Source organism: Knoellia subterranea KCTC 19937 (genome assembly GCF_000768685.1).
Taxonomy (GTDB): domain Bacteria; phylum Actinomycetota; class Actinomycetes; order Actinomycetales; family Dermatophilaceae; genus Knoellia; species Knoellia subterranea.
Genome location: NZ_AVPK01000001.1, coordinates 637496 through 661399 on the forward strand (window position 1 = coordinate 637496; position 23904 = coordinate 661399).

21 protein-coding genes are annotated in these 23904 nt (G+C 68.6%); 9 read left to right on the forward strand and 12 right to left on the reverse strand.

The window, feature by feature from the left end:
• Positions 1-99 precede the first annotated feature (99 nt).
• From N803_RS02945 to fdxA, 3 genes are all read right to left on the reverse strand, one after another.
• On the reverse strand, positions 100-1398 hold the full coding sequence (locus tag N803_RS02945; protein ID WP_035902419.1) for a citrate synthase: 1299 nt from the start codon (positions 1396-1398) through the stop codon (positions 100-102).
• Between the two features lie 102 nt (positions 1399-1500).
• Positions 1501-2649 (reverse strand): succinyldiaminopimelate transaminase, encoded by a 1149-nt coding sequence (gene dapC, locus N803_RS02950; protein WP_035902420.1) that lies wholly within the window; start codon positions 2647-2649, stop codon positions 1501-1503.
• A 159-nt stretch (positions 2650-2808) separates the two neighbouring features.
• On the reverse strand, positions 2809-3135 hold the full coding sequence (fdxA, locus tag N803_RS02955) for a ferredoxin (protein ID WP_035902421.1): 327 nt from the start codon (positions 3133-3135) through the stop codon (positions 2809-2811).
• 20 nt (positions 3136-3155) lie between these two features.
• Here fdxA and N803_RS02960 point away from each other — a divergent pair, with 20 nt between their 5' ends.
• Positions 3156-4208, forward strand: a complete 1053-nt coding sequence (locus tag N803_RS02960) for a GNAT family N-acetyltransferase (RefSeq protein WP_035902735.1) — start codon at positions 3156-3158, stop codon at positions 4206-4208.
• A gap of 4 nt (positions 4209-4212) precedes the next feature.
• Here the strand turns inward: N803_RS02960 and N803_RS02965 are convergent, their stop codons facing one another.
• The 6 genes from N803_RS02965 to N803_RS02990 are packed head-to-tail and all read right to left on the reverse strand — an operon-like array spanning position 4213 to position 11516.
• Complete coding sequence (locus tag N803_RS02965; protein WP_052111654.1) at positions 4213-5928, reverse strand: VanW family protein; 1716 nt, start codon at positions 5926-5928, stop codon at positions 4213-4215.
• A 34-nt stretch (positions 5929-5962) separates the two neighbouring features.
• Complete coding sequence (locus N803_RS02970) at positions 5963-6469, reverse strand: flavin reductase family protein (protein ID WP_035902422.1); 507 nt, start codon at positions 6467-6469, stop codon at positions 5963-5965.
• Positions 6466-7332 (reverse strand): PIG-L family deacetylase, encoded by an 867-nt coding sequence (locus tag N803_RS02975; protein ID WP_035902424.1) that lies wholly within the window; start codon positions 7330-7332, stop codon positions 6466-6468. Before N803_RS02975 ends, N803_RS02970 begins: the two co-directional genes overlap by 4 nt.
• Positions 7329-9131 (reverse strand): ABC transporter substrate-binding protein, encoded by a 1803-nt coding sequence (locus N803_RS02980; protein ID WP_245616971.1) that lies wholly within the window; start codon positions 9129-9131, stop codon positions 7329-7331. The genes N803_RS02975 and N803_RS02980 overlap by 4 nt, the downstream gene beginning before the upstream one ends.
• Positions 9132-9145: 14 nt before the next feature.
• Positions 9146-11053, reverse strand: a complete 1908-nt coding sequence (gene typA / locus N803_RS02985) for a translational GTPase TypA (RefSeq protein ID WP_035902426.1) — start codon at positions 11051-11053, stop codon at positions 9146-9148.
• 25 nt (positions 11054-11078) lie between these two features.
• Positions 11079-11516 carry a (deoxy)nucleoside triphosphate pyrophosphohydrolase gene (locus tag N803_RS02990; protein WP_035902427.1) on the reverse strand — a complete coding sequence of 146 codons (438 nt, stop codon included), beginning with the start codon at positions 11514-11516 and terminating at the stop codon, positions 11079-11081.
• A gap of 194 nt (positions 11517-11710) precedes the next feature.
• On the opposite strand from N803_RS02990, the gene N803_RS02995 reads away from it, so the two are divergent.
• The 8 genes from N803_RS02995 to N803_RS03030 all read left to right on the forward strand — a co-directional run bounded on the left by N803_RS02995 (position 11711) and on the right by N803_RS03030 (position 19600).
• Positions 11711-13381 (forward strand): ABC transporter substrate-binding protein, encoded by a 1671-nt coding sequence (locus N803_RS02995; protein WP_035902428.1) that lies wholly within the window; start codon positions 11711-11713, stop codon positions 13379-13381.
• 100 nt (positions 13382-13481) lie between these two features.
• A complete protein-coding gene (locus tag N803_RS03000; RefSeq protein WP_035902429.1) occupies positions 13482-14492 on the forward strand; it encodes an ABC transporter permease in 1011 nt (336 codons plus the stop codon).
• A 5-nt stretch (positions 14493-14497) separates the two neighbouring features.
• A complete protein-coding gene (locus N803_RS03005) occupies positions 14498-15529 on the forward strand; it encodes an ABC transporter permease (RefSeq protein WP_425402396.1) in 1032 nt (343 codons plus the stop codon).
• Positions 15530-15536: 7 nt separating this feature from the next.
• Positions 15537-16562: an ABC transporter ATP-binding protein gene (locus N803_RS03010; protein WP_035902432.1), complete on the forward strand. Its 1026-nt coding sequence runs from the start codon at positions 15537-15539 to the stop codon at positions 16560-16562.
• Positions 16559-17716, forward strand: a complete 1158-nt coding sequence (locus tag N803_RS03015) for an ABC transporter ATP-binding protein (protein ID WP_035902433.1) — start codon at positions 16559-16561, stop codon at positions 17714-17716. Before N803_RS03010 ends, N803_RS03015 begins: the two co-directional genes overlap by 4 nt.
• 168 nt (positions 17717-17884) lie before the next feature.
• Positions 17885-18193, forward strand: coding sequence for a 4a-hydroxytetrahydrobiopterin dehydratase (locus N803_RS03020; RefSeq protein WP_035902434.1), 309 nt, complete (start codon positions 17885-17887; stop codon positions 18191-18193).
• On the forward strand, positions 18186-18908 hold the full coding sequence (locus tag N803_RS03025; protein WP_035902435.1) for a VIT1/CCC1 transporter family protein: 723 nt from the start codon (positions 18186-18188) through the stop codon (positions 18906-18908). Before N803_RS03020 ends, N803_RS03025 begins: the two co-directional genes overlap by 8 nt.
• On the forward strand, positions 18905-19600 hold the full coding sequence (locus N803_RS03030) for a type 1 glutamine amidotransferase (protein ID WP_035902437.1): 696 nt from the start codon (positions 18905-18907) through the stop codon (positions 19598-19600). The genes N803_RS03025 and N803_RS03030 overlap by 4 nt, the downstream gene beginning before the upstream one ends.
• Before the next feature lie 43 nt (positions 19601-19643).
• On the opposite strand, the gene malQ is transcribed toward N803_RS03030, so the two are convergent.
• The 3 genes from malQ to N803_RS17295 form a co-directional block, all read right to left on the reverse strand.
• Entirely contained in the window at positions 19644-21782 is a 2139-nt protein-coding gene (malQ, locus tag N803_RS03035) for a 4-alpha-glucanotransferase (RefSeq protein WP_035902438.1), read from the reverse strand.
• Positions 21783-21916: 134 nt separating this feature from the next.
• The gene (mctP, locus tag N803_RS03040) at positions 21917-23563 is read right to left on the reverse strand and encodes a monocarboxylate uptake permease MctP (RefSeq protein ID WP_035902439.1); all 1647 of its coding nucleotides are present in this window, start codon (positions 23561-23563) and stop codon (positions 21917-21919) included.
• Positions 23560-23901 (reverse strand): DUF3311 domain-containing protein, encoded by a 342-nt coding sequence (locus tag N803_RS17295; RefSeq protein WP_052111657.1) that lies wholly within the window; start codon positions 23899-23901, stop codon positions 23560-23562. The genes mctP and N803_RS17295 overlap by 4 nt, the downstream gene beginning before the upstream one ends.
• Between the last annotated feature and the right edge of the window lie 3 nt (positions 23902-23904).

Sequence of the window (23904 nt, forward strand, 5' to 3'; positions counted from 1 at the left end):
TGTGTCCGTTGGCGGCGACCGGAGGACAACTGAAGGGTCCGGAGGGAAAGTAACCCTCCGGACCCTTCATGTCCCCTCATGGGGCGGGAATGTTGTGGCTCAGCGACCGCTGATGGCGCGGTAGTCGCGCTCCGTCTCACCCGTGTAGATCTGACGCGGGCGACCGATCTTGGTGTCCGGGTCCTCGATCATCTCGCGCCACTGGGCGATCCAGCCGGGGAGGCGGCCCATCGCGAAGAGGACGGTGAACATCTTCGTCGGGAAGCCCATCGCCTTGTAGATGAGGCCCGTGTAGAAGTCGACGTTCGGGTAGAGCTTGCGCTCGATGAAGTAGTCGTCCTCGAGGGCGCGCTGCTCGAGCTGGAGGGCGATGTCGAGAAGCGGGTCGCGCACGCCGTCCTTGTTGAGGATGGTGTCGGTCGTCTTCTTGATGATGGCCGCGCGCGGGTCGTAGTTCTTGTAGACGCGGTGCCCGAAGCCCATGAGCTTCACGCCGTCTTCCTTGTTCTTCACCTTCTTGACGAAGGTGTCGACGTCGCCACCGTTCTGCAGGATGCCGTCGAGCATCTCGAGGACGGCCGAGTTGGCGCCACCGTGCAGCGGACCGGAGAGGGCGTGGATGCCGGCCGACACCGAGTTGAAGAGGTTGGCGTGGGCCGAGCCGACGAGGCGCACCGTCGACGTCGAGCAGTTCTGCTCGTGGTCGGCGTGGAGGATGAGGAGCTGGTCGAGCGCCGTGACCATGTCGGGGTCGATGTCGTAGTCCGTCGCCGGGACACCGAACGTCATCCGCAGGAAGTTCTCCTGGAGCGAGAGGTTGTTGTCCGGGTAGAGGAACGGCTGACCGATGCTCTTCTTGTAGGCGTAGGCCGCGATCGTGGGCAGCTTGGCGAGGAGGCGGATCGTCGAGATCTCGACGTGCTCCGTGTCGAACGGGTCGAGGCTGTCCTGGTAGAAGGTGCCGAGCGCCGAGACGGCCGACGACAGGACGGGCATCGGGTGCGCGTCGCGGGGGAAGCCGTTGAAGAAGGCCTTGAGGTCCTCGTGCAGCATCGTGTGCTGGCGGACCCGCTCGGTGAACGCGTCGAGCTCGGTCTGGGTCGGGAGCTCCCCGTAGATCAGGAGGTAGGAGGTCTCGAGGAAGGTCGACTTCTCGGCGAGCTGCTCGATCGGGTAGCCGCGGTAGCGCAGGATGCCAGCGTCGCCGTCGATGTAGGTGATGGCGCTGTTGCACGAAGCCGTGTTGACGAACCCGATGTCCAGGGTCGTGTCACCGGTCTCCTTGAGCAGGGCGGAGATGTCGTACCCGTTGTTGCCCTCGGTGGCCGTCTTCAGGGGGAAGGTCAGTTCCTTGTCGCGGACCGAGAAGGTCGCGCCAGCGGCTGCATCAGTGCTCATCGTCTCTTCAATCCTCACGTCTCGGGCGAGCTCGCAGGTGGGCGTCGCTCGCGCACCAGTGACGCTACCTCAGACCTCCGCGACGGCGAAAAGAGTGTCCGTTCAGCCCGCGGAGAGCCGTTCGGCGGCAGCACTGATCCTCTCGTCCGATGCCGTGAGGGCGATGCGAACATGCTGCCCTCCGGCGGCGCCGTAGAACGTGCCCGGGGCCGCAAGGATTCCTCGGTCGGCGAGACGGTCGAGCGTCACCCAGGAGTCCTCGCCCGCGGTCGCCCAGAGATAGAGACCCGCCTCGCTGTGCGTGACCTCCAGTCCGAACGCGCGAACACCCGCCAGGAGGGTCTCCCGGCGCGCGGCGTAGACGGCCTTCTGCGCCTCGACGTGCGCGGAGTCGCCGACGGCCGCCGTGAGCGCCACCTGGACCGGCCACGGGACGATCATGCCCGCGTGCTTGCGGACCTCGAGGAGTTGACGAACCAGGCCCGGGTCGCCCGCGACGAACGCGGCGCGGTAGCCGGCGAGGTTGGACTGCTTCGAGAGGGAGTAGACACAGAGCAGGCCTTCGTGGGAGCCGCCCGTCACGCGCGGGTCAAGGATCGACGGCGTCGTGGGCGAGGTCTCGTCGCCGCGCTCAGCACGCCAGTCGAGTTCCGCGTAGCACTCGTCACTCGCCACGACCACCCCGTGCTGCCTCGCCCAGGACACGACCTTGGCAAGGTGTTCGACACCGAGGACCTGACCCGTCGGGTTGGCAGGAGTGTTGAGCCACAACAGTTTTGGCGTCGTCGAGGGAGTCAACGGACCGAGCGCCGCAAGCCCGTCGACCAGCTGTGGCGTGGCACCGGCAAGCCGCGCGCCCACGTCGTAGGTGGGGTACGCGGCCGACGGAAAACCGACGATGTCACCGGGCCCGAGACCGAGCAGTGTCGGCAACCAGGCCACGAGCTCCTTGCTCCCCACGGTCGGGAGCACCCCGTCCGGGTCGACGGCCGGCACGCCGCGACGGTCGGCGAACCAGCGGGCCACCGCCTCACGCAGCGAGGGGGTCCCCCACGTCTGCGGATAACCCGGGGCGTCCGCGGCGGACCGCAGGGCCTCCTGGACGACCTGCGGTGTCGGGTCGACCGGCGTGCCGACGGAGAGGTCAACGAGGCCGAGACCGTCCGCCGTGACAGCAGAACTCGCCCGCTCCTTGACCGGAGCGAGCGAGTCCCACGGGAAGTCGGGGAGTGAGAGACGAGCGGCGTTCACACTGTTCCTTCTGTCGTGACTCCGCGGGCCCTTCCGGGCCTCGCTCCTTCGTCGCTCGTGTCCTCAGAACCCTGTCGTCACTCCGAACCCTCTGGTCGTGACTCCGCGGGCCCTTCCGGGCCTCGCTCCTTCGTCGCTCGTGTCCTCACGCGCCTGTCATCACTCCGTGTGCTCCTGCGGGGGCAGAGCCGCAATCAGCGGGTGGTCCTTGTTGATGAGGCCCATCTTGGCGGCGCCACCGGGGCTGCCGAGGTCGTCGAAGAACTCGACGTTGGCCTTGTAGTAGTCGGCCCACTGCTCAGGGGTGTCGTCCTCGTAGTAGATGGCCTCCACGGGGCACACGGGCTCACACGCACCACAGTCGACGCACTCGTCGGGGTGGATGTAGAGCGATCGCTCACCTTCGTAGATGCAGTCGACCGGGCACTCCTCGATGCAGGCCTTGTCCTTGAGGTCAACACAAGGCTGCGCGATCACGTACGTCATGCCGCCATAGTATGCCGAGCGTGCCCACGCCATTCGACGCCGTCCACATCGGCGCGCGCGTCGTCGTCAGATCCCGCCTCGCCCCTGCCGGCGAAGCACCCCACGACGGCCCGTCGATGACGGACACCGTCGGCACCCTCGTCGCACGCGACGCAACGCGCGTCGTCGTCGCGACCCGCCACGGTGACGTCTCCATCCACCTCGACCGGATCGTCGCCGCCAAGGAGATCCCGCCGCGCCCCAGCCGCCGCGGAGCAGCCCACCTCGCACCGACGGTCAGCGACCTCCAACGCATCTCCGGACCTTCGTGGGGCGCCCTCGAGCGCGAACACCTCGGGGACTGGGAACTGCGCGCGTCCGCCGGCTACACCCAGCGCGGCAACTCCGTCCTCCCTGGCGGGGACCCGGGAATCCCGCTCACCGATGCGGTCGACGCGATCGAACGCTGGTATGCCGTCCGCGGACTTCCAGCGCGAGTGCAACTCGGCGGGCCGATCGGGTTCGACCCGGCCGGGGACCCGTTGGGGGCGGAGCTCCTGCGACGGAACTGGAGCGTTGGCAGCCTCACGCTGTGCCTCACGGCCCCGACGGAGCGCATTGCCTCCGCCGACCCCGGCGGCGCCGACGTCATCGTGTCCGCCGACGCGGGCCCCGAGTGGCTCGAGGCCCATGCCACGACGCGCAGCGGCGCGGGCACACCCGCGGCCGTTGCGGTCATCACCGGCAGCCCGCGGCACCTGTTCGGCCAGATCCGGCCCGGCGGCGGGCTCTCGCAGAAGCTCGGGCTGCGCGACGCCGACGCAGCCGGCACGACGCCGATCGCCCTGGCCCGGCTCGGCATCGCGCACGGATGGGCCGGTCTGGGCGCGGTCTGGACGCACCCGGCATACCGAGGACGGGGTCACGCCGCCCACCTCACGGCGCGACTGGCAGCGGCAGCCCGGGAGGACGGCATCCACCTCATGCACCTCCAGGTGGAGGCGGACAACGCGACTGCCCTGGCGCTCTACGAGCGACTGGGCTTCGACCAGCACTCGAGCTACGTCTACCTCACCGCACCGGGCGGCAACTGACGCCCTACTTCGCGTCGGGGTGCGTACAGGTGACGTCGTCCTCGGGGTTGTAGTGCGTGTTGAACGCCTGCGTGCGCACGGTGTTGCCGTTCTGCTTGAAGAATCGGGTCACGGTGACGTCGAAGCCGGGAGTCGGCGCCTGGGTGATGCAATCCGGCGAGGCGTCGGTGATCTTCTTGGGCTGGACGACGTTGCGGCGCGGGCTCTTGCTCGCGGTGATGTCCCACTTCTTCGTGCCGTAGAACGAGACGGTGACCTGCCCACCCGAGGAGTGGGCCCGGATGAGGATGCCACCGTCGGTCGTGTTGACCCAGCGGTTGTCCGGGTAGGGGTAGGAGATCGTCGCCTCGCGGCCCTCGGGGTATCGCGAGATGTAGAAGCCGTGTGCCATGTACTGCTTGAACTCGACGCCGGCGAAGAAGGCGGCGTTGAACAGCGTCGTCGACACCTGGGAGATGCCGCCTCCGTAGTTCTCGCTGAGCCGCCCGTCGGAGATGACGCCACCCTTGGCGTAGCCCTTCTCGGGGGTGCGGCGCCCGAGAACCCCGTTGAGGCTGAACGTGCCACCCGGGGGGACGTACGTGCCGTTGAGGGTCCGCGCTGCGAGGCGGATGTTCGTGACCCGACCTCCGCCGTTCGCGTTGAAATAGGTCGTGAACGTCGAGATCTGCCCCTTGGGCAGTGTGGCCTTGGCCTCGTCAGTCGTGAACTCGGGCTGCGTGACGGTCACCGGGATCGTGGCGGCGCGGTCCTCGGAGGTCAGGGCCGCCGTCACGGGGGCGGCGATCTTGGTCGTGTCGAGCGCTACTCCCGTTTTGGCCGGGACGACGCTGGGCTGGCCGTTGGTGAAGGTCACAGTCGCGTCCTTCGCCTTCGTCGTCGCGTCGGCCCCGTCCGCCGCCTTGGTCACGGCAGCGATGAGAACCTTGTCGTCGAACTTCGGCGCGACCTTGCCCTCCGCGTCCGCGGGGAACGAGATGGCCGGGGCGAGGGTGGCCGCGCTGATGTCGAAGGTCTTGTCCCCGGCGCGCACGGCGATCGGGCCCGACATCGCCTTGTCGGCGAACTCCTTCTTGACCCGCTCCCACTCGGCGGCAGCGACTTTGGGGGTCGACTCCGCGACCGGCGTGACGAACGGGGCTGGACGGGGCCATGCCTCCGCGACGAGGTCAGTGGTCTTGTCGACGTCGACGGCCTGCCCCTTGACCGGCTGGGTGAGAGCCACCTTGCCGCCGGCGACCGAGAGCGAGCCCTCCTTGGGAGCGACGGCCAGGGCCTTCGCCGCTGTGCCGATCGCTGCCTTGAGCTTGTCCTCGTCGACCTGGGTGCGCAGGGGCTCGGTCACGCCGCCGGTGAGGTGGCCTATGACCTTTGCCGGGTTGAGGCTGAATCCGGTCAGCTCGCCGATCGAGGCGTCGACATCGATCCGCAGCCCCGCGTCGGCGGGAGTGATCGTCGTCGATTTGTCACCGGCCGTGAGGGTCACGGGGGCCTTGTCCTTCTCCGCCACCGCCGTGGCCAGGGCCTTGCGAGCGGCCGCCGGCTCCATGCCGCCGACCTGGACGCCACCGACCTTGGTGTCACTCGGCAGTCGACCGCTCGTCCACGCAGCCACGGCAACATAGGCACCGACGATCAGGACGAGGGCGCCGATGATGGCCGCAATGGCCCCCTTGCGGCGGCGCGACTCGGCCGGTTGGAGATCGAAGACGTCCGTCATGGTGTTCCTTGCTCGGTTCGGGTGGATCGAAGGGTCAGGGCAGCTCGGAGTACTGTCCGCGGAAGTGTACGAGGGCAGCCTGCGGGTTGCTGCTCAAATGGGTGGCGTGCACGCCCGCGACGATGATGCTGTGGTCACCCGCGGCGTGCACGTCTCGGACCGTGCACTCCAGGGCTGCGAGGGCGCCGTCGAGCAGCGCCACCCCACTGGCGGTGCGGGTGTGGGGAGCACGGTCCAGCTGCCCCGGCAGGGGCCGCCCGGGCGTGGAGAACCACGCTGCGAGGGGTCGCTGGGCGGCCGACAGGATGCTCACGCCGAACCTGCCCGACGACAGCACCGCGTCGTGGAACCGGGCGTCGGTCTCGACACACACGAGGAGCAGCACGGGCTCGAGCGACACACTCGTCACCGAGTTTGCGGTGAGCGCATGGTCCTGACCGTCGGCCGTCGTCGTGAGCACCGAGATCCCCCGAGCCAGCCGGCCCATCGCGTGCCGATAGACGTCGACGTCGACCTCGCCCCCCTCCCCCGCGGCGATCACGTGCGCGCTCCCGACAGACCGGTCCGGACGCGACCATCGCCGGGCACGAGGTCGCCCGTCGTCGGGTCGAGGCGCGCGTAGCCCTCGCGGCCCGCGAGCCGCGCGGCGATGTCGTTGGACAGGGCGTACCACCCGTCGAAGACGACCACCTGGGTCGCGTGGGCCCGCAGCGCGTCCTGCTGGTCCTCCACCACCGACGGGTCGACGACGTGGTGCGTCACGAGGTCGTCCTCCACCACGGACGGTGCGACGGGATCGTTGGACGCGGGAACGGCATACCCACTGTTTGCAGGGACGTGTTCGGCGAGCCATGCGCGATCCTCCGCCACCCACGAACGTGGGGTGAGAGCGACGAAAAGCGTTGGGGCAGAAGGGTTCTCGGCAAGCGCACCACGGACTGCGTCATGCACGCGGATGTGGTCGGGATGCCCGTAGCCACCTTCGCTGTCATAGGTGACGACGACGTCCGGTGCGATCCCGTCGATGGCCACGCGCATCGCCTCGGCGACCTCGATGAACTCGGCGCCGGCGAAGGCCCGCGGGTTCTCGAAGGCGAGAGACCCGACCATTCCCGAATCCCGGTATGTCGGTCGGTCACCTTCGCGATCGGCTCCCAGGAAGTGGTGGGTCACCCCCAGGACGGAGACGGCCCCGGCGAGCTCACCACGGCGGTGGTCGGCGAGCGGGTCACCCTCGGCGCCCTCGAGATGCGCGAGGTCGGCGGGGATCACCTCACCTTCCTCACCGAGCGTGCAGGTGAGGACGTGCACATCGTCACCGGCGGCGACGTGGTGCAGGATCGCCACCCCGGTGGCGAGGGTCTCGTCGTCCGGGTGGGCGTGGACGAACAGGAGCCGGCTCACTGCCGAACCGCGATGTCGGCGAACTCGACGACGCCACCGATGACCTCGTTGGCGGAGAGGTTGCGGACGTCGCTGCCGGCGATGTAGAGCGCGCGGCGTTCGGCCAGTCCAATGTAGGCACCCTGCGTCTGGAGCTGGACGTCGAGGGCAGCCCAGGCGTCCTCGCGTTCGACACGGTCGGAGATCGTGTTGATCCGGGCGATCTCGGCATTGACCTTGGGGTCGTTGAAGTAGCCGTAGTCACGGCCCGGGCCGGCAGCGGAGACGTTGATCGAGCTGTCGAACAGGGCGGGGAAGATCGTGCTCGCCGAGGCACCGACGGGAGCCCAGTTCGACCAGAAGACGTCGTAGGCGCCGGCCGCCTCGGGCCGACTGATCGTCGTGAAGTACTCGTCCTTGAGGGGCGTGACGGTCGGCGCGAAACCGGCCTCGGTCCAGCCGGCGACGAGCGAGGCCATGGCCTTGTCGGCAACGGGACTCGAGCGGTAGGCCACCCGGATCGGCACGGGAATCGTCAGACCAGCCTTGCCCAGCAGCACCTTGGCCTCACCAGCGCGACCGCCGGTGCCCGCGTCGAGCGGGTCCTCGGTGTGCGAGGCCGGCAGGGCCGACGGGATGAGTGAGGTGGTCGGCCGACTCGTCGCGCCACCACCGAGCGCGGTGACATAGGCAGCGCGATTGGTGGCAACGGATAGCGCCTGCCGGGCCTCGATCTTGGCGAAGGTCGGGCTCTTGTAGTTGGGGACGAGGTAGTCGACGAGACCCGTGCCGGCCGTCACGGACCGCTCCTTGAGCGCGTCGACGGTGAGGACGTGCTGCTGGATCGCCGGGGGCGCCGAACCGAGCGCCACCGCGGCTCGCGAGTTGTCCCCATCGGCCATGATCTGCTGGGCGACGGTCTGCGTCTCGATGCCCTCTTGGTACTCGATCCGGTCCGGGTAGGCCTTGCGGACCTCATCGGTGGATGCGGACCAGTGAGGGTTGCGGACCCACGCGCCACCGGTCGAGGTGCGCCACGGGGCAGAGAGCTTGTAGGGGCCGTTGGAGAAGACGGTGAACGTGCCGTCGCCCATCTTGTCGGCCGACTTCTTGAAGGGCGCGAAGGCCGGCTGGGCGACCATCTCGTTGAAGTCGCTCACGGGCGAACTCAGCGTGAAGGTGATCGTCTTGCCCCGGCACGACACGGCCTTGTCGAAGGCTGCCTGGCCAGCGGCGGCATAAGGACCCCCGGCGTAGGGGCCGGCATACACGGAGCCGCCGTTGGGCTGCTTCGCCACGCCGAGGACCGCGAGCGCGTCGGTCGAGCCGCCGGTGATGACCGACGTCGCAAAGGTCCTCGAGATGCCGTAGCTGACGTCCTCGCAGGTGACCGGGCTGCCGTCCTCCCACGCGACACCGTCGCGCAGCGTGAACGTCCAGGACTTGAGGTCCTGGCTGGGCGTGCCCGTGTCGGTCGCGAGATCCCCGACGAGTCGCGACTGGTTGCGCGGGTCGGTGCTCGGTTGATAGGCGGTCAGCGTGCGCAAGAAGATCCGGCCGGCGAAGGCCGCGTCGTCACGTGAACCGATGCGCTGGGGGTCCCAACTCAGGACCGGTCCGAGCGAGAGAGCCTTGAGCGTGCCGCCGCGCTCGTCCGTGCGGTCGTGGGCAGCGGCCACCGACGGGTTCTCCGCCTCGTCGTTGCCGCCGAACACGGCGAAGGAGGCGGCCGCCACGATGGCGGCCGCCACCAGTGCAGCGACGACGACCCAGAGTCGACTCCGCTGAGGTCGGCGTTGCCTTCTGGACTCGATGCTCACGGACTCCCCCAGGATCAGGCCTTGCGGTTGCGGGCCGCCGTGCGGCCACGGATCGTCTGGTCGAGCTCGACCTTGCGGATGCGCACGGCGTCGGGCGTGACCTCGACGCACTCGTCCTCACGGCAGAACTCCAGCGACTGCTCGAGGCTGAGCTTGCGCGGAGGGACGACCTTCTCGAAGTTGTCGGCCGAGGAGGCGCGCACGTTGGTGAGCTTCTTCTCCTTGGTGATGTTGACGTCCATGTCGTCGGCGCGGGAGTTCTCGCCGACGATCATGCCCTCGTAGACCTCGGTGGCCGGCTCGACGAAGAGGGTGCCGCGCTCCTGGAGGTTGACCATCGCGTAGGACGTGACCGGCCCCGAGCGGTCGGCGACGAGCGAGCCCGACGTGCGGGTCGTGATCGTGCCGAACCACGGCTCGTAGTCCTCGAAGACGTGGTGGGCGATGCCCGCGCCACGGGTCTCGGTGAGGAACTCGGTGCGGAAGCCGATGAGCCCACGCGACGGGACGAGGAACTCCATGCGGACCCAGCCGGTGCCGTGGTTGGTCATCTGCTCCATGCGTCCCTTGCGGGCGGCGAGGAGCTGGGTGATGGCGCCGAGGTACTCGTCCGGGGTGTCGATGGTGAGGCGCTCGACCGGCTCGTGCAGCTTGCCGTCGACCTGCTTGGTGACGACCTGCGGCTTGCCGACGGTGAGCTCGTAGCCCTCGCGGCGCATCTGCTCGACGAGGATCGCGAGCGCGAGCTCGCCACGGCCCTGGACCTCCCAGGCGTCGGGGCGCTCGGTCGGCAGGACGCGCAGCGACACGTTGCCGACGAGCTCCTTGTCGAGGCGGTCCTTGACCATGCGGGCGGTGACCTTGGTGCCCTTGGTCGCACCGCGACCCACGAGCGGGCTCGTGTTGGTGCCGATGGTCATGGAGATCGCGGGCTCGTCGACCGTGATGACGGGGAGCGGCAGCGGGTTCTCGGCGTCGGCGATGGTGTCGCCGATCATGATCTCGGGGATGCCGGCGATGGCGATGATGTCACCGGGGCGGGCGGACTGACCCTCCTCGAGCGGCTTGCGCTCGAGGGCCTCGGTCATGAGCAGCTCGGTGATCTTGACCTTCTCGATCGAGCCGTCGTGCTTGCACCACGCGACCTGCTGGCCCTTCTTGATCTCGCCGTTGTGCACGCGCAGCAGGGCGAGGCGGCCGAGGAAGTTGGAGGCGTCGAGGTTGGTGACGTGCGCCTGCAGCGGGGCCTCGGTGTCGTACTTCGGCGCCGGGATGGTGCCGATGATCGTCGAGAAGAGCGCGGTCATGTCCTCGCCGCCGGGCAGTCCGCCGTTCTCGGGGCGCTCGAGCGACGCGCGGCCGTTCTTGGCCGAGGCGTAGACGATCGGGAACTCGATCTGCTCCTCGGATGCGTCGAGGTCGATGAAGAGCTCGTAGACCTCGTCGACGACCTCCTGGATGCGGGAGTCCGGACGGTCGACCTTGTTGATGCAGAGGATGACCGGCATCTTGGCCGCGAGGGCCTTGCGCAGGACGAAGCGGGTCTGGGGCAGCGGGCCCTCGGACGCGTCGACGAGGAGGACGACGCCGTCGACCATGGAGAGGCCGCGCTCGACCTCGCCACCGAAGTCGGCGTGGCCGGGGGTGTCGATGATGTTGATCGTCAGGCCGTCGGTGAGGCCGGCGTCCGTCGCGGCCTTGCCGGCGTAGTGGACGGCCGTGTTCTTGGCGAGAATGGTGATGCCCTTCTCGCGTTCGAGGTCTCCGGAGTCCATGACGCGCTCGCCAGTGGTCTCGACGGTGGCTCGTTCGGCGAAGGCTCCGGCCTCCCAGAGCATCTTGTCGACCAGCGTGGTCTTTCCGTGGTCGACGTGCGCGACGATGGCGACGTTACGGATGTCGTCGCGAGTAGTGATGGGCATGATGCCCAGTCTCTCAGGGAATCGGTCAGGCGCGAAAACGAGCGGCGAAGGCGTCGATGATCGGCAGGTCCGCCGGAAGCCAGCGCACGGCATACAGGTCGTCGAGGCGAAGCCAGCGGAGCTCGTCGTGGTCCTCGATCGGTGCGGGGACGCCGTCGGTCACCGTCGCGACGAAGACGGACATCGCGTATGCCGTCCCCAACGGCCAGCGACCATCGTCCAGCGGGCCGTCGATCCGGTCCGCGACGGCAATGGTGACCCCGAGTTCCTCGCGAATCTCCCGGTGCAGGGCCGTGGCGAGGTCCTCCCCCGGGTCGACCTTGCCCCCGGGGAACTCCCATCCACCGGCAAGCTCGGGCGGCTCCGTGCGCCGGGCGGCGAGCAGCGCTGACGGCTCGGCCAGGTCGTCGACGATGGCCGCTGCGACGACCTCGATGGGTGCCTTCTCCGGATGGGGGCTCACGCCGCACGTCCTCCTGCCGTTCGGGTCTCACTCCGATAAACAATGACGATCTGCGGTCGACCGGCGCATGAATGTCGCTAGGGTCAACCCACTCGCGCAGTGAAGCACGTCACGGAGGTGTGCTGCGCGGGTCCGTCCCACCCTGCGGGGGGTCAACCGTGGCCCTCGAGGTTCGCACATCAAGCGAGGTATTCATGAAGTTCACGCGGAAGGCGGCGCCCGCCGCAGTGGCGGCACTCGCCCTCACTCTCACCGCATGCGCCCAGTCCGACCGGGACACCGGGGACGACGCCGCCAGCGGCGGCGACGTCAAGGACACGATCACGTTCGGTGCGGCAGGCGCGCCCGAACTCTTCGACCCCTTCTACGCCACGGACGGCGAGACGTTCCGCGTCACCCGCCAGATGATGGAAGGCCTCGTCGGCATCAAGCCCGGCACCGCCGAGATCGAGCCCGAGCTCGCCACGAGCTGGGAGCCGTCCGCCGATGGCAAGGAGTGGACCTTCAAGCTCCGCGAGGGCGTGAAGTTCTGGGACGGCGAGCCGTTCAACGCCGAGGCCGTCTGCTACAACTTCGAGCGCATGTTCGACCAGAACGAGGTCGCCGCCGGTGGCCCCGCTGGCTACTGGGCCGACGTCATGGGTTCGTTCAAGTCCGATGCCGCCAACGCGCTCTACCAGAGCTGCGCGGCGAGCGACGACATGACCGCGGTCGTCAAGATCAGCCGCTCGACGTCGAAGTTCCCGACGGCCCTCTCGCTCGACTCCTTCTCGATGCAGTCGCCGAAGGCGCTCAAGGAGGGTGACGCCAACAACGTCACCAAGCAGGGTGAGGGCTTCGGCTACCCGGCCTACTCCAAGAACCCGGTCGGCACCGGCCCCTACAAGCTCGACAAGTACGACGAGGCCAACAAGACCGTCACCCTCGTCCGCAACGACGACTACTGGGGCGACAAGGCCAAGACCGCCAAGCTCGTCTTCAAGATCATCCCGGACGAGGCCACGCGTCGTCAGGAGCTCGAGGCCGGCAGCATCGACGGCTACGACCTCCCGAACCCCGCTGACTGGGGCGGCCTGAAGTCCTCCGGCAACAACGTCCTCGTGCGTCCGGCGTTCAACATCCTCTACATGGGTCTCAACCCGGAGAAGAACCCGAAGCTCAAGGACCTCAAGGTTCGCCAGGCGCTCTACTACGCCCTCAACCGCGACCAGCTCGTCAAGACCCAGCTCCCCGAGGGCGCCACGGTCGCGACGCAGTTCATGCCCGACACCGTCTCCGGCTACAACAAGGGCCTCCAGCCCTACGCCTACGACGTCGAGAAGGCCAAGTCGCTCCTCAAGGAGGCCGGCGCCGAGGGCATGACTCTCCAGTTCGCCTACCCGTCCGAGGTGTCGCGCCCCTACATGCCGAACCCGCAGAAGATCTACGAGGCCCTGCGTGCAGACCTCGAGGCCGTCGGCATCAAGGTCACCGTCGTCACCGCTCCGTGGAACGGTGGCTACCTCGACACCGTCGACAACGGCGGCTACGACGCGTGGCTGCTCGGCTGGACCGGTGACTACGACTCGCCGGACAACTTCATCGGCACGTTCTTCGCCAACCTCAAGGCGAACGACTTCCACACCTCGGCGACGTCCTACGGCGCCCAGCTGTCGAAGGACCTCACGGACGCCGACGCCATTGTCGACGAGACCGAGCGCGCTGCCGCCTACGAGAAGATCAACCAGCAGATCATGGAGCAGGACCTGCCGGGTCTGGCGATCAGCCACTCCCCGCCGGCCCTCGTGGTCAGCAACAAGGTCAAGGACCTCGTTGCCAGCCCGCTGACCGCTGAGACGTTCGCTTCGGTGACCGTTTCCAAGTGATCCGCGTGAGGTGACGTCGTCCACCTCATCGGCAAGACTGTGGCCGTCCCAGCAGCGTCGCTGGGACGGCCACAGTCACGAGTGAAGGAGATCCACACCCGTGCTCAGATTCATCATCCGGCGACTGATCCAGATGGTCGGGGTTGTCATCGTCCTCTCGGCCCTGGTCTTCGCCTGGCTCAAGGTCCTGCCCGGAGGCACCGTCGGTGCCCTCCTCGGCGAGCGGGCCACTCCGGAGCGGCGCGCCGCCATGGAGAAGGCACTCGGCCTCGACCAGCCGATCTACGTCCAGTACTGGGAGTTCGTGAAGCGCGCGGTCCGCGGTGAGTTCGGCGCCAGCACGTCGGTCCAGCCGGGCACCGACGCCATGGACGTCTTCCTCACCCGCTTCCCCGCCACGATCGAACTGGCCGTCTGCGCCCTCGTCATCGCGGTGCTGCTCGGTGTGCCGCTCGGCTACCTGGCAGCGCGCCGCCGGGCCTCGTGGTTCGACAACGTCTCGATCGTCAGCTCACTCGTGGGCATCGCGGTCCCGGTCTTCTTCCTCGCGTTCATGCTCCAGTACGTCTTCGCCGTCAAGCTGCACTGGCTCCCGGTCTCCGGGCGACAGGATCCCGACGTCAACGGCACCCGGGTCACGGGCTTCTTCATCCTCGACGGGCTGCTCACGCGAGAGTTCGATGCGTCCTGGAACGCGATCAAACACCTCATCCTGCCGTCGATCGCACTGGCGACGATTCCTTTCGCCGTGGTCTTCCGGATCACCCGCGCGTCGGTGCTGGAGGTCCTCGACGAGGACTACGTCCGCACCGCCGAGTCCAAGGGACTCACGAACCGCGTCATCCGCGGCCGCCACGTCCTGCGCAACGCCCTGCTGCCCGTGGTGACGACGATCGGCCTGCAGACCGGTGGCCTCCTCGTCGGGGCCGTCCTGACCGAGCGGGTCTTCTCCTGGGGGGGCCTGGGCGATGCCCTCGCCCTCGCATTCACGAGACGTGACTACGCGGTCCTCCAGGTCTGCATCCTCATGGCGACAGTCACCTTCGTCGTCGTCAATCTGTTGGTCGACATCGCGTATGCCGTGATCGACCCCCGAGTGCGGACGAGGTGAGTCGCGTGCCCAACCCCCTGAACCCGCGCAGCAAGAAGGACCGCATCGACGCGCTCGCCGCGAGCGCCGGCGACCCCGCCACCACCGGTTCGTCCGGTGGCGGCACCGTCGGTGGCACAACGGCGGTCGCGACCATCGACGACGCCGGCCACGTCGAGGAGACCGCCGGTGTCTCCCTCTTCGCCAGCGCCTGGAGCCGGCTGCGTCGCAACCCGGTCTTCCTCATCGGACTGGGCATCACGGGAGCCTTCGTGCTGCTCGCGATCTTCGCGCCGTGGATCGCTCCGCACGACCCGGCGGCCCGCCTGCTGCTCGATGAGATCCGCCCCCAGTCCAACCCGATCCCGGCGGCTCGCGAGGGCTTCCCGCTCGGCGCCGACAACATCGGGCGAGACATCTTCTCGCGACTCATCGTCGGCAGCCGCCAGACCCTGCTCGTCGGTGTCATGGCCACCTTCTTCGGCCTCGTCGGCGGTCTCACGCTCGGCACGATCGCCGGTGCCTTCGGCGGCTGGGTGGACTCGGTCGTCATGCGCGTCGTCGACGTCATGCTCTCGATCCCGTCGCTGCTCCTGGCCTTCTCCATCGCGGCCATCGCGGCGCGGCCGAGCCAGTGGACGGTGATCATCGCCATCGCGGTCGTGCAGGTCCCGATCTTTGCCCGGCTGCTCCGCGGCTCGATGCTCGCCCAACGAGCCAGCGATCACGTCCTGGCGGCCAGGGCCCTCGGCGTCAAGGAGTCGGCCATCGTGTTCCGGCACATGCTGCCGAACTCGCTCGGTCCGGTGATCGTCCAGTCGACGCTCGTCGTCGCGACGTCGATCATCGACGCCGCCGCCCTGTCCTTCCTCGGTCTCGGCAACCCCGACGACCGCAAGCCCGAGTGGGGCCAGATGCTGGGCGCCTCCCAGCAGTTCATCTACGACCACCCTGCCCTCGCGGTCTGGCCGGCGCTGTGCATCATCGTCGTCGCCCTCGGCTTCACCCTCATGGGTGAGTCGCTGCGTGAGGCCCTCGACCCCAAGAGCCGGAGGTGAGTGTCCGATGACCGACACCCTCAGCACCAGCCAGCCCCACCCCCGCAGTGACAGCGACGAACCGCTGCTCTCGGTGCGCGACCTCACGGTCACGTTCCAACGCGCCGGTGACGAGCCGTTCGTGGCCGTCGATGGCGTGAGCTTCGACCTGCGTCCCGGTGACACGCTCGGCATCGTCGGGGAGTCCGGGTCCGGCAAGTCGGTGACGTCGCTCGCGATCATGGGGCTCCTCCCCGAGCGTGGCGTGCGCGTCACCGGTGAGGTCCTCTACAACGGTCAGGACCTGCTCAAGCTGAGCCCGACCCAGATGCGTGACCGACGTGGCGCCGAGCTCGGCATGATCTTCCAGGATCCGCTGTCGTCGCTGAATCCCGTTGTCCCCATTGGGCTTCAGGTCACCGAGGTCCTCGAGCGTCACCGCGGGCTCTCCCGCAAGGCCGCGATGCCTCTGGCCAAGGAGATGCTCGACCGCGTCGGCATCCCGGACCCGGATCGACGCCTCAAGGACTACCCGCACCAGCTGTCCGGTGGCATGCGCCAGCGAGCCCTCATCGCCATGGCCCTGGCCGCCGAGCCGCGCGTCCTCATCGCGGACGAGCCGACGACGGCACTCGACGTGACGATCCAGGCGCAGATCCTCGCGGTCCTCAAGGACCTCGTCGAGGACACCGGCACGGCGCTCATCATGATCACCCACGACCTCGGAGTCGTGGCAGGGCTCGTCGACACGGTCAACGTCATGTATGCCGGACGCGTCGTCGAGCGGGCGGCTCGCCACCCGCTCTTCGCCGAACCCCGCCACCCCTACACGGCTGGGCTGTTGGCCTCGATCCCCCGACTGGATGGCTCGCGGGGCGAACGCCTGCAGCCCATCCCGGGCTCGGTCGCCGACAACCTGCCGTGGACGAGCGCGTGCGCGTTCGCACCGCGGTGTTCGCAGCCCATCGACCAGTGCCGCGCGCAGACCCCGGAGCTCGTCCAGCACGACGACCGGGCACTGCGCTGCTTCAACCCCATGGAGGTGACCCGATGAGTGAGGCCACAGACGTCACGGAAGGTGAGCGGACGGCATACGCCAAGGATGTTCTCGTCGACGCCAAGGGCGTCAAGGTGCACTTCCCGATCAAGCGCGGTGTCATCTTTGACAAGGTCATCGGGCACGTCTACGCCGTCGACGGGGTCGACCTCCAGATCCGCACGGGCGAGACCTACGGGCTCGTCGGTGAGTCCGGATCGGGCAAGTCGACGCTCGGACGCGCCATCCTCAACCTCGAGCCACCCACCGAGGGGACGGTCGAGTTCGACGGCGTCGACATCGCCTCGCTGAGCGGGGAGACGCTGCGCAAGAAGCGGCAGGACATCCAGATGGTCTTCCAGGACCCGATGGGCAGCCTCGACCCGAGGCAGTCCGTCGAGTCGCTCCTCCTCGAGGGCATGAAGGCGCACGGCCTGGCCAAGGACGAGGCGCACGCGTCCAAGCGGCTGCGGGAGCTCCTGTCCGCAGTGGGCCTCCCGTCGGCGGCTCTGAAGAAGTACCCGCACGAGTTCTCGGGCGGCCAGCGCCAGCGCATCGGCATCGCCCGGGCCCTGTCGGTCAATCCCAAGCTCATCGTGGCCGACGAGCCGGTCTCGGCGCTGGACGTGTCAGTGCAGGCGCAGGTCATCAACCTCCTCGAGGACCTCCAGGAGGAGTTCGGCCTGACCTACCTCGTCGTCGCCCACGACCTCGCGGTCGTGCGGCACATCAGCGACCGGATCGGGGTCATGTACCTCGGCGCGATCGCCGAGGAGGCGGAGGCGGACGACCTGTACGCGCAGCCGCTGCACCCCTATACGCGGGCGCTCATGTCGGCCGTTCCCGTGCCGGACCCGCTCGTCGAGGACCGTCGCGAGCGGATCATCCTCACCGGCGACCTGCCCTCCCCCGCGAACCCGCCGAAGGGGTGCCGCTTCCACACGCGCTGCCCGTGGAAGCAGGAGACGAAGTGCGACACCGAGCGTCCGGTCCTGCGCGTGCCGGAGATCCCCGGCGTGGGCACGGGGCACCGCGTCGCGTGCCACTGGACCGAGCAGATCGAGTCCGGTGAGATCCAGCCGCACGAGGTCAAGGCCCAGCTCGTTGAGCAGCACGGGGCCGGCGGCGACGAGTCGCTCCTCGGGCCCGCCTCGATCTCCGAGGCGCTCTGAGCCCAGCGCATCGCTGAGCGGTGCTCGTCTCCACCAAACGACCGGTTGTGGGCCGAGGCGACCAGTTCGGGCTGGTTGCCTCGGCCACAACTGGTCGTCTCGGGGTTGGTGGCCACCGGTAGGCGCGCCTTGCTGGACGGGTTGGCCCGAGAGCGCGAGGCTGGCCCCATGAGCCGCCGACTGACCGACGAAGAGATCGAGCGCCAGCTCGCCGACCTGACCCTGTGGACGCGTGAGGGCGATGCCATCGTCGCCGACATCGAGGCACCCGACTTCCCGGCAGCGATCCGCATCGTCGCCGAAGCGGCCGAGGTCGCCGAGGAGATGAACCACCACCCCGACATCGACATCCGGTGGCGGCGCACGCACTGGCTCCTCACGACGCACGACGCCGGCGGGCTCACCCAGCTCGACATCGAGCAGGCCCACCGCATCACCGAGATCGCCCGGCGCGAAGGTGTCACCGTCGGTGAGTGACGCAGCCCGGATCCTCGCGGAGCACGACGAGCCCCACGACGCAACGATCGGTGAGCGCCTCAACTGGCTGCGGGCCGGCGTGCTCGGCGCCAATGACGGCATCGTCTCGACCGCAGGCATCGTCATCGGTGTGGCCGCCGCGACGACGGAGCGTTCGACGATCCTCACGGCCGGCCTGGCCGGTCTCGCAGCGGGTGCCATGAGCATGGCGGTCGGTGAGTACGTCTCGGTGAGCACGCAACGGGACACCGAGAAGGCCCTGCTCGCCAAGGAGCGGCGAGAGCTGCGAGAAGAGCCCGAGGCCGAACTCGAGGAACTCACCGCGCTGTATGCCGACAAGGGCCTCACCCCCGAGTTGGCGCACGAGGTGGCGGTCCAGCTCACCGAACACGATGCGCTGGCAGCTCATGCCGAGACCGAGCTCGGCATCGACCCCGAGGCGCTGACGAACCCGTGGCACGCGGCCTGGGCCTCGTTCATCTCGTTCACCCTCGGAGCACTCGTGCCGCTGCTCGCGGTGCTGCTCGTGCCGGTCTCCGCGCGCGTGCCCGTCACGGTCGTCGCCGTCGTCGTCGCTCTCCTCGGCAGTGGTTGGCTCAGCGCCCGGCTCGGGTCCGCACCGGCCTGGCCCGCGGTGCGCCGCAACGTCGTCGGAGGACTCATCGCGATGGCCGTCACCTATGCCATCGGCTCGCTCGTCGGGACGCAGGTGTGAGCCGCTTCCTCGTCATCCAGCACGAGCCCGAGGCCCCGGGCGGCTGGTTGGCCGAACGATGGCTCGAGCAGGGCATTCGTCTCGACACCGTGCGCGGCGACCTCGGTGACGCCATCCCCGCACGGCTCGAACACGACGCGCTCGTGGTGCTCGGTGGGGCGGCGAATGCCGACGAGGACGACCGCTACGGATGGCTCGCCCCCACCAAGGCACTCATCCGCGCAACGGTCGCGGACGGCCTACCCGTGTTGGGTGTCTGCCTGGGTCACCAGCTCATGGCGGTCGCCCTCGGGGGCGCGGTCATCCGCAACCCCAGTGGGCGCACGAGTGGCCTGATTCCGTTGTCGCTCACTGCGATTGGCGCGTCGGACCCACTGCTCGAAGGTCTGGCGGGGAGCGTCGTCGTGCAATACAACGGCGACATCGTGAGCCGCCTGCCCGAGGGTGCCGAGAGCCTGGCGACCGCGCCGGACGGTTCGGTGCAGGCGGCCCGATTCGGTGAGCGGTCCTGGGGCGTGCAGTTCCATCCCGAGACCACGCCGGAGATCTTCAAGGGGTGGATGGCGAACTTCTCGCCCGAGGCGCACGAGGCGCCGAACTCGCCGGCGGTGTGGTTGGCCGAGATGGAGTCGGCGCGGGAGGCGTCCCGATCAGTGGGGTATGCCGTCGCGGACGGCTTCGCGTCGGCCTGAGAGTCGAGCGCCTGCCACGGGGTGGTGCCGTGACGCGCGCCGGTCAGTCCCCGGCCGTCGCCCGGAACAGCACCTCCGCGAACTCCGATTGCATGGCCTGTTCCAGCGAGATCGGCTCGCCATCGGGGCCGGCGAGCGGGAGGCGCCAGTTGGGGTACTCATCATCGGTGCCCGGCTGGTTGATGGCCCGCCGGTCGCCCACGACATCGGCCAGCGCGACGGCGCGCAGGACGCTCGGCGTGTGGCCGAGCCAGCGGTGCATCGCCTCGATGACCGAGGGATTCCCGGCGGCGGGCTCCAGCCAACCGCGGGCCACGAGCGCGTCCCGGACCTTGGCGAGCGACTGCTCCTCGTGGGCCCGCTCCTCCTCGACCGGACGGGTGAGCAGCCCGAGGCGCTCCCGGATCGCGACGTGCTCGAGAGCGAGGAAGCCAGCCGTGGGAGGCAGATCGTGGGTCGTCACCGACGAAAGGCAGAGCTCGCGATAGTTCTCCGGCGGCGTGGGCTGGTCGTCGGTGTTCTCGAACCACATGATGCTGGTGCCGAGGACGCCGCGCTCCAACAGGTAGTCGCGCGCGATGGCCGGGACGACCCCGAGGTCCTCGCCGATGACGACAGCGCCCGCGCGCTGGGCCTCCAGACAGAGGATGCCGATGAGGGCCTCGTGGTCGTAGGTGACGTAGGTGCCGTCGGCGGGTGTCAAACCCTCACCCTCCGGGATCCACCACAACCGGAAGAGGCCGATGACGTGGTCGACCCGGACGCCGCCGGAATCGCGCAGCACCGTGCGGACCATGTCGCGGAAGGGCGCGTAGCCGAGTTCGGCAAGACGCTCCGGGTGCCACGGAGGCTGCGACCAGTTCTGCCCGAGCTGGTTGAACTGGTCCGGAGGCGCGCCGACCGTGACGCCCTTGGCCAGCGCGTCCGCCAGTCCCCACGAGTCAGCGCCCTCGGGGTGCACGCCCACGGCGAGGTCGTGCACGATCCCCAGGGACATGCCGGCGCTCTTGGCCTCGCGCTGCACCTCGCCGAGCTGACGGTCGAGCAGCCACTGCAACCACATGTGGAAGTTCACGAGATCCTCTTGCGACGCGGCGAATTCGGCCACCGCCGGGCTCGAGGGATCGTGGTACTCGCTCGGCCACTCCGTCCACGGCAGTCCGTGACGCTCCGCCAGCGCACACCACGTCGCGAAGGTCGCGAGACCCTCCCCCTCGAGTTCGCGGTAGCGGTCGAAGTCACGCGCCCGCCGCCCGTCGAGTCCGACGGCGTGGATCAGGCCCAGGGCCTCACGCTTCGCGGCCCACGCCGCGTCACGGTCGATCGTGTCGGCCGCGTTGAGGGCACGCGCGGTCGCAGCGAGCTCCTCGATCTTGCTCCGCGCGGGGGCACCCAGCTGCACGAGCTCGGGGATGCCCTCGATCCGCAGGTAGATCGGGTTGACGAAGCGGCGGGTCGTCGGGAGGTAGGGCGACTCCTCCATGGGCGCCACGGGCTCCGCGGCGTGCAAGGGATTGATGAGGACGAACTCCGCGCCGACGTCGCCGGCCGCCCACGACGCGAGGTCGGCGAGGTCCCCGAGATCGCCGATGCCCCACGAGGTCGCCGAACGCGCCTGGTAGATCTGCGTCATGAGTCCGGTCGCGCCCCCGTGCCGGAGCACCTCGGGGAGCTCGAGCCGACCTGGCGTGACGACGAGGGTCGACACGGCGGTGCCCTCGGTCACCGCCGGCTGGTCGAGGTGAGCCACGATGCGGTGCCACCCGAGCGGGAGATCGCCGGGCAGTTCGAAGGTGGCCTCGCCGATCAGCCGACCGTCGATCTCGCGCGGATGGACCCACCGATCGACCTGCTGCACCTCGCGCGAGGACCCGTCCTCGAGCTCGACCGTGAGGGTGATCGCTCCCCCATCGGGCACGTGGGCGTGGACCCACGGAGTCCAGCCCTCACGGCATACAACGGTGGCAGGAAGGGTGCGCCGCCACGGACGGTTCTCTGCGTCGGCAAGGGAAGCCGCCACGGCCTCCTCACTGCTCGCGTCGACGCCGAGCGCGGCCAGGACGGTCCGCAGGGAGGCGTCACCGATGACGGTGTGGGTGCCCTTCCAGTCGTGAAAGTCGGTGGCCACTCCGTGCGCGCGGGCAAGGGCGACGAGGGTGTCGGAAGGCGCGACCGGGGTCATGCCCCCATACTGCCCGAATCACCCGCCTCTCCTTTTACGGGTTACCCGCTAAAGGGGTCCGGAGCGAGGGAACTGTTCCCTTGTTCCGGACCCCCTTGTCTTGCTCAGGCGGTCGGGTATGCCGGCCGCTCACCTCACGGGCTCGGCGTCACCTCGTGCGGGGTGGCGGGGAGCTTCTCGACGCGCGGGTCACCGGCGTCGGCGAAGTAGTCACCCTTGATCGTCTCGTCGGTGCCGTTGGACACCTTCATCGCGTTGAGCGCGACGCTGATGATCGCGGCGACGACAAGGTTGATGACGAACGCCGTCAGGGCGATGTAGCCCATCTGCGCGATGCCGGGGATGTTCGCGAGCGAGCCGCCGAAGTGGCTACCGGTGACCGGGTTGACGACGTTGTAGGCCTGCCACGTGCCGTAGACCATGCCGACAGCCCAGCCAACGAGCAGACCCCAGCGGTGGAACCACTTGGTGTAGAGGCCGAACACGATCGCCGGGAACGTCTGGAGGATCCAGATGCCACCGAGGAGCTGGAAGTTGATCGCGTTCTGCTTGTCGAGCAGGAGGACGAAGACGAGCGCGAACGCCTTGACGACGAGCGAGACGAGCTTGGAGACCTTGGCCTCCTGGGCCGGGCTCGCATTCGGGGCGATCCACTCCTTGTAGATGTTGCGCGTGAACGTGTTCGCCGCCGCGATCGACATGATCGCCGCGGGGACGAGGGCGCCGATGGCGATGGCCGCGAACGCGATGCCCGCGAACCAGTCGGGGAACATGTCCTCGAACAGCTGCGGGATGACGAGCTGCGCGTTGGGCTTGCCGTCGAGGCCGACGGGCTTGGTGCCCGCGGCGATCGCGACCCAGCCCAGGAGGGCGAGCAGGCCGAGGACGAACGAGTATGCCGGCAGGATCGAGGCGTTGCGCCGGATCGTGTTGCGGCTGCTCGCGGACAAGGTCGCCGTGATCGAGTGCGGGTACATGAAGAGCGCGAGCGCCGAACCGAGGCCGAGCGTCGCGTAGGCCCACATCTGGGTGCTGCCCGGGACGAACGCTCCCGTCGGCTTGCCGGTCGCCTCGTTGACCGTCGTCATCTTCTCCTGAGCGGCACCGAAGATGCTGTCCCAGCCGCCGACCTTCGAGGGCAGGTAGATGATCGCGACGATGATCACGAGGTAGATGAGCGTGTCCTTGACGAACGCGATGACCGCGGGGGCGCGCAGGCCGCTGCTGTAGGTGTAGGCCGCGAGCAGCGCGAACGCGATGAAGAGCGGCGCGTCCTTGGCGACCCAGTTGCTGCCGCCGCCGAGACCGACGACCTCGAGAACGGCCTGGATGCCGACGAGCTGCAGCGCGATGTAGGGCATCGTCGCGAGGAACCCGGTGATGGCCACGGCGAGGGAGAGCTCACGGCTGCCGTAGCGACCGCGCACGAAGTCCGCCGGAGTGACATAGCCGTGCCGGTGGCTGACCGACCACAACCGCGCCATGAACACGAAGATGATCGGGTAGAGCACGATCGTGTACGGCACGGCGAAGAAGCCGGCGACGGCGCCCGTTGCGAACATCGCCGCCGGGACGGCGACGAACGTGTATGCCGTGTAGAGGTCGCCTCCCAGGAGGAACCACGTCACCCAGGTGCCGAACGAACGACCACCGAGGCCCCACTCGTCGAGGGACTCCATGCTGCTGGGTCGGCGCCAGCGCGTGGCCATGAAGCCCATGATGGTGACGACGCCGAAAAGAAGGACGAGGACGACGAGCGCCGTCCAGTTGATGCCGCTCATCGGGCGCCTCCCTCGGCGTCGAAGGGGTTGCCGTCGTGGAGGTCGGTGTCCGTGGAGTCACCGATGGAGGGGCCGCGGGCATCCGTCATCGGACGGTGCGGGCGGGCCTTGAGCACGAGCCGGTAGGCCGTGTACGTCATCGCCGAGCACAGGAACACCCAGAGGAACTGGTACCAGATGAAGAAGGGGAAGCCCCACAGCTTCGGCTCGACCTTGGCGTAGGAGCTGACCCACATCAGGGCGATGATCGGAATGGCGAGCAGCACCCCGGCTGCGGCGACCAGCCCCTTGTTCGCCGGTGGGACCGTGTCGTGGTCCACGACCTCGGGTTCGTCCACGAG

Coding starts and splice junctions, on each gene's coding strand:
- N803_RS02945 (WP_035902419.1), bottom strand. CDS start 1,398: ATGAGCACTGATGCAGCCGCTGGCGCGACCTTCTCGGTCCGCGACAAG.
- fdxA (WP_035902421.1), bottom strand. CDS start 3,135: ATGACGTACGTGATCGCGCAGCCTTGTGTTGACCTCAAGGACAAGGCC.
- N803_RS02965 (WP_052111654.1), bottom strand. CDS start 5,928: ATGACGGACGTCTTCGATCTCCAACCGGCCGAGTCGCGCCGCCGCAAG.
- typA (WP_035902426.1), bottom strand. CDS start 11,053: ATGCCCATCACTACTCGCGACGACATCCGTAACGTCGCCATCGTCGCG.
- N803_RS02995 (WP_035902428.1), top strand. CDS start 11,711: ATGAAGTTCACGCGGAAGGCGGCGCCCGCCGCAGTGGCGGCACTCGCC.
- N803_RS03010 (WP_035902432.1), top strand. CDS start 15,537: ATGACCGACACCCTCAGCACCAGCCAGCCCCACCCCCGCAGTGACAGC.
- N803_RS03015 (WP_035902433.1), top strand. CDS start 16,559: ATGAGTGAGGCCACAGACGTCACGGAAGGTGAGCGGACGGCATACGCC.
- N803_RS03020 (WP_035902434.1), top strand. CDS start 17,885: ATGAGCCGCCGACTGACCGACGAAGAGATCGAGCGCCAGCTCGCCGAC.
- malQ (WP_035902438.1), bottom strand. CDS start 21,782: ATGACCCCGGTCGCGCCTTCCGACACCCTCGTCGCCCTTGCCCGCGCG.
- mctP (WP_035902439.1), bottom strand. CDS start 23,563: ATGAGCGGCATCAACTGGACGGCGCTCGTCGTCCTCGTCCTTCTTTTC.